Annotated in this window: 6 protein-coding genes; 4 read left to right on the forward strand and 2 right to left on the reverse strand. The window is 53.0% G+C overall.

What is annotated here, in order from left to right; all coding sequences use genetic code 11:
• On the forward strand, positions 1–613 hold a 613-nt coding region (locus ABYP39_RS18180), incomplete at its 5' end, for a pyridoxal-phosphate dependent enzyme (protein WP_372784034.1).
• A gap of 72 nt (positions 614–685) precedes the next feature.
• Here ABYP39_RS18180 and ABYP39_RS18185 read toward each other — a convergent pair.
• A complete protein-coding gene (locus tag ABYP39_RS18185) occupies positions 686–1,129 on the reverse strand; it encodes a YtoQ family protein (protein WP_372784036.1) in 444 nt (147 codons plus the stop codon).
• 202 nt (positions 1,130–1,331) lie between these two features.
• Here ABYP39_RS18185 and ABYP39_RS18190 point away from each other — a divergent pair, with 202 nt between their 5' ends.
• From ABYP39_RS18190 to ABYP39_RS18200, 3 genes are all read left to right on the forward strand, one after another.
• Positions 1,332–1,610 (forward strand): type II toxin-antitoxin system RelE/ParE family toxin, encoded by a 279-nt coding sequence (locus tag ABYP39_RS18190; protein WP_372784038.1) that lies wholly within the window; start codon positions 1,332–1,334, stop codon positions 1,608–1,610.
• A gap of 14 nt (positions 1,611–1,624) precedes the next feature.
• On the forward strand, positions 1,625–1,900 hold the full coding sequence (locus ABYP39_RS18195) for a HigA family addiction module antitoxin (RefSeq protein WP_372784040.1): 276 nt from the start codon (positions 1,625–1,627) through the stop codon (positions 1,898–1,900).
• 195 nt (positions 1,901–2,095) lie between these two features.
• Positions 2,096–3,025, forward strand: coding sequence for an alpha/beta fold hydrolase (locus tag ABYP39_RS18200; RefSeq protein ID WP_372784042.1), 930 nt, complete (start codon positions 2,096–2,098; stop codon positions 3,023–3,025).
• A gap of 29 nt (positions 3,026–3,054) precedes the next feature.
• On the opposite strand, the gene ABYP39_RS18205 is transcribed toward ABYP39_RS18200, so the two are convergent.
• A partial coding sequence (locus ABYP39_RS18205) for a hypothetical protein (protein ID WP_372784044.1) occupies positions 3,055–3,263 on the reverse strand: 209 nt, incomplete at its 5' end.

Genomic DNA, 3,263 nt, shown 5'->3' on the forward strand with positions numbered 1-3,263 from the left:
AGAACTTAAGTTTTGCGGTTCACTCGCCAACACAGTGCTGCGCTTCTACGGCCATCCGCTACGCTTTTCACGAAAGCACTATTTTCTGTTTGCCGGTGGCTCCAACATTGCCGGTACCATTGGCTTTATTAACGCAGCCTTTGAATTGCGGCAGCAAATCGAATTGGGGCAGTGCCCCATGCCCGCAAAAATTGTTGTGCCGGTTGGCTCGGCGGCCACACTGGCAGGATTGACGATTGGTGCGGCGCTTGCGGGGCTTAACACTGAAGTAGTGGGTGTTCGTGTTGCGCCCTCGCATCTGGGCGTAATTCCTACCTGTACAGTAGGCACAGTTCATCAACTGATGAAGCGTACCTGCAAGCAGCTGGAACGTTGCGGCCTTTTGTTGCCGGCGATAGAGGCACCCATACTGATCGACAGCTATTACGGCGAGGGGTACGGGGTGCGTAGTGAAGCTGGTGACAAAGCCACCGCAAGCTTTGCTGCTTGCGGTATCATGCTGGATCAAACCTATACCGCTAAAGCCGCTGCTGCGTATCTGGACTCGCTAGAGGCGTCCGCTGAAGTGCAGTTGTATTGGCACACCTACAATTCACGCCCTGTTCCTAGCTAGCTTAGACGTTAAACTCGGGTGTCTTGCACTTTGCTAAACAACGAGCAAAGACAAACCCTATTCGCCTTTCTTCTACTGCTCACTCACCACGTATTTTAAAATCTCAACCACCTGATCCGTTGTCGTTGCCCAGGCCATTGCGGCGGCGTCTACTTCCTTGAGTGGGTGGATGATGTCTTCACTATGTAGCGTGATATAGGGCTTGCCAAGTGCAGCGCAGTTACCGGCATCGAAGGCAGCATTCCATTGTTTGTATTTGTCGCCAAAGCGAATGATCGCCACGTCACACTGCCCGATCAGGGTCTTTGTGCGAATGGCATTTACCTTGGCTGATTTGTGGTCGCGCCAAAAGCCTTTGTCTTCGTGGCCGAGCACATCGCCGGCAGCATCGCTGGATTCGTGGTCAGTGTTGGCAGAGGTGAAGGTAATGGCCAGATTCTGCGCCCGGCAGCCTTGAATAATCTGGTCGCGCCAGTCGGTGTGGATTTCTCCGGAAAGGTACACTTTAAAGGTCACGGGGCTGTTGTCTCCTCGCATTGTTGGTGGGGAAGAATAGGGCGGTGATTTTACCTTAATTGATTAAGTTAATGGGGCATCTCTCGGTGGTGGCGTTAGGAAAGTGAGGCTAGTGCATTGAGTCGAGGTGCGCTAATTGGTTGATTTGCACCATGTCGCGCGACACGATACAATTAGGCCTGTCAACCAGGGAGTAGGTTGAGTGATCAAAAGCATCAAACACAAAGGAATGAAAGCGTTCTTCGAAAGAGGAATCACCAAGGGGATTCGCGCTGATCATGTAGAACGCTTGCGCGACCGTTTGACGGTTCTTGATGCGGCGACCTGCCTAGATGATATTGCTGCAGGTAATTGGGGGCTGCATCCGCTAACAGGGAAATTGAAAGGTCAGCATGCCATCAAGGTATCGGGAAACTGGCGGCTGTTCTTCGAATTTCGGGACGGGAATGTTTATCTTCTGGACTACGATGACTATCACTGATCGGAGCGCACACCATGCCTATGCATAAACCCGCACACCCAGGTCGAATCCTCCGCCAGCGCCTGATTGAGGATGAAGACGGCCAGAAGCTCGGTAGTATCGCCACTGTGGCTGAACAGCTGGGTTGCCACCGCAACACACTCAATCGAGTGATCAATGGCAGCGCATCTCTAACACCCGATATGGCGCTGGCGCTGGAACTCATTGGTGCGGGCAAAGCTGAATTTTGGCTGTCGATGCAGGCCAGTTATGATCTGTTTCAGCTGCGTCAGGCGCGCAGTGCTGCGTAGTCAGTAGAGCATCTGGCGGATGTATTGGAGTTGATCGGATTCATTCTTCCACCTCACTTTTTTCCTTTGGCCTTTGTTGAAAAGTTTATTCTTGCTTCAAGGTATTGATGGCGGTCTGACGAGAGGGCGCTCTTCGCTTCTACGCCGCAAGCCGCCTATACTCACGCATTCGCACAAATAATGATAAAGCCCGCTATGACAGACAGTTCTTCCAATATTCAGTGGTATTCAGATTCAAACCGGCGTGTGGCCTACCGGCAATGGCTGGTGCCCGCGCCCAGCCTGGTAATTCATATTGTGCATGGGATGTCAGAGCACTCAGGTTGTTACGATGATGTGGCGCGGCTTCTTAATGCGGAGGGTTTCAGTGTATACGCCCATGATCATTGTTGTCATGGGGAGAATGTGCCGACTGAGGAGCTTGGCGTAGTGAGTGAGTCCCAGAACTGGGACTATATCCTCAAGGACATGCTCTCCCTTAATACGCTGATGAGGGAGGCCAATCCCGGAACGCCCTTAGCCATTCTCGGGCACAGTATGGGCTCGTTTATTACCCAGCGCTTTGCTCAGGCGTACCCTGAGCGTGCAGACTTTCTGTTGTTGGAAGGCAGTGCATTCCAGGCACGCTGGCTGACCTTTGCTGCGCGATGGATTGCGGCTTTTGAATGTGTACGGCAAGGCCCAAAGGGTCAAAGCCCTGTAATACATGCGCTAACCTTCGGTGCCTTTAGTCGCGCCATAAAGAACGCTCGCACGGCCTTTGACTGGGTGAGTAGAGAAACCGCCTTCGTAGACGCCTACGTGAACGACCCGCGCTGTGGCATGCAGGTCTCCAATGCCTTTTGGCGCGACATGTTTCGTTTTCTGAATACCTTATACAGCCAGCAATCTTTGAAGCAGTTTCGCCCTGATATTCCCGTTTATGTGTTTTCCGGAGATCGGGACCCCGTGGGCGATAACGGTAAAGGCGTTGAAAAGCTGGCCGCGTGGCTCAAAGCTCACCTAAGCAATGTGACGCTAAAGCTTTACCCACAAGCGCGGCATGATGTACTTCATGAGATCAATCAGAGCGAAGTGATCGCCGATCTTATTAGTTGGTTGAGGCATCAGAAAGGGGAGGGTTGAAATTAAACCAGTCCCTTTTCTGGCTCCTTCTATTGCTCGGTGGTGGGGCAGGGAGAATCCCCTTGGAGCCGCCGAGCACTGCAGCAGTTGGCGGAAACGAGCGAGCGGGTGTCCGAGGGCGACAGGCCGAGTTTCCGCTCGCGCCGCCGACTGCGAAGCGCACAGGGAATCGCTTGGCGCACAGCGCTAAGCGACTGCGGAACGGGGTGCCCTTTCTCTTTGCTTACTTTCTCTTTCG

Origin of the sequence: Litorivivens sp., from assembly GCF_041625495.1 — a bacterium.
Lineage (GTDB): Bacteria > Pseudomonadota > Gammaproteobacteria > Pseudomonadales > Spongiibacteraceae > Litorivivens.

Bases quoted from the DNA above. Each gene is read 5' to 3' on its own strand.
- ABYP39_RS18195 (WP_372784040.1), top strand. From the start codon at position 1,625: ATGCCTATGCATAAACCCGCACACCCAGGTCGAATCCTCCGCCAGCGC.
- ABYP39_RS18200 (WP_372784042.1), top strand. From the start codon at position 2,096: ATGACAGACAGTTCTTCCAATATTCAGTGGTATTCAGATTCAAACCGG.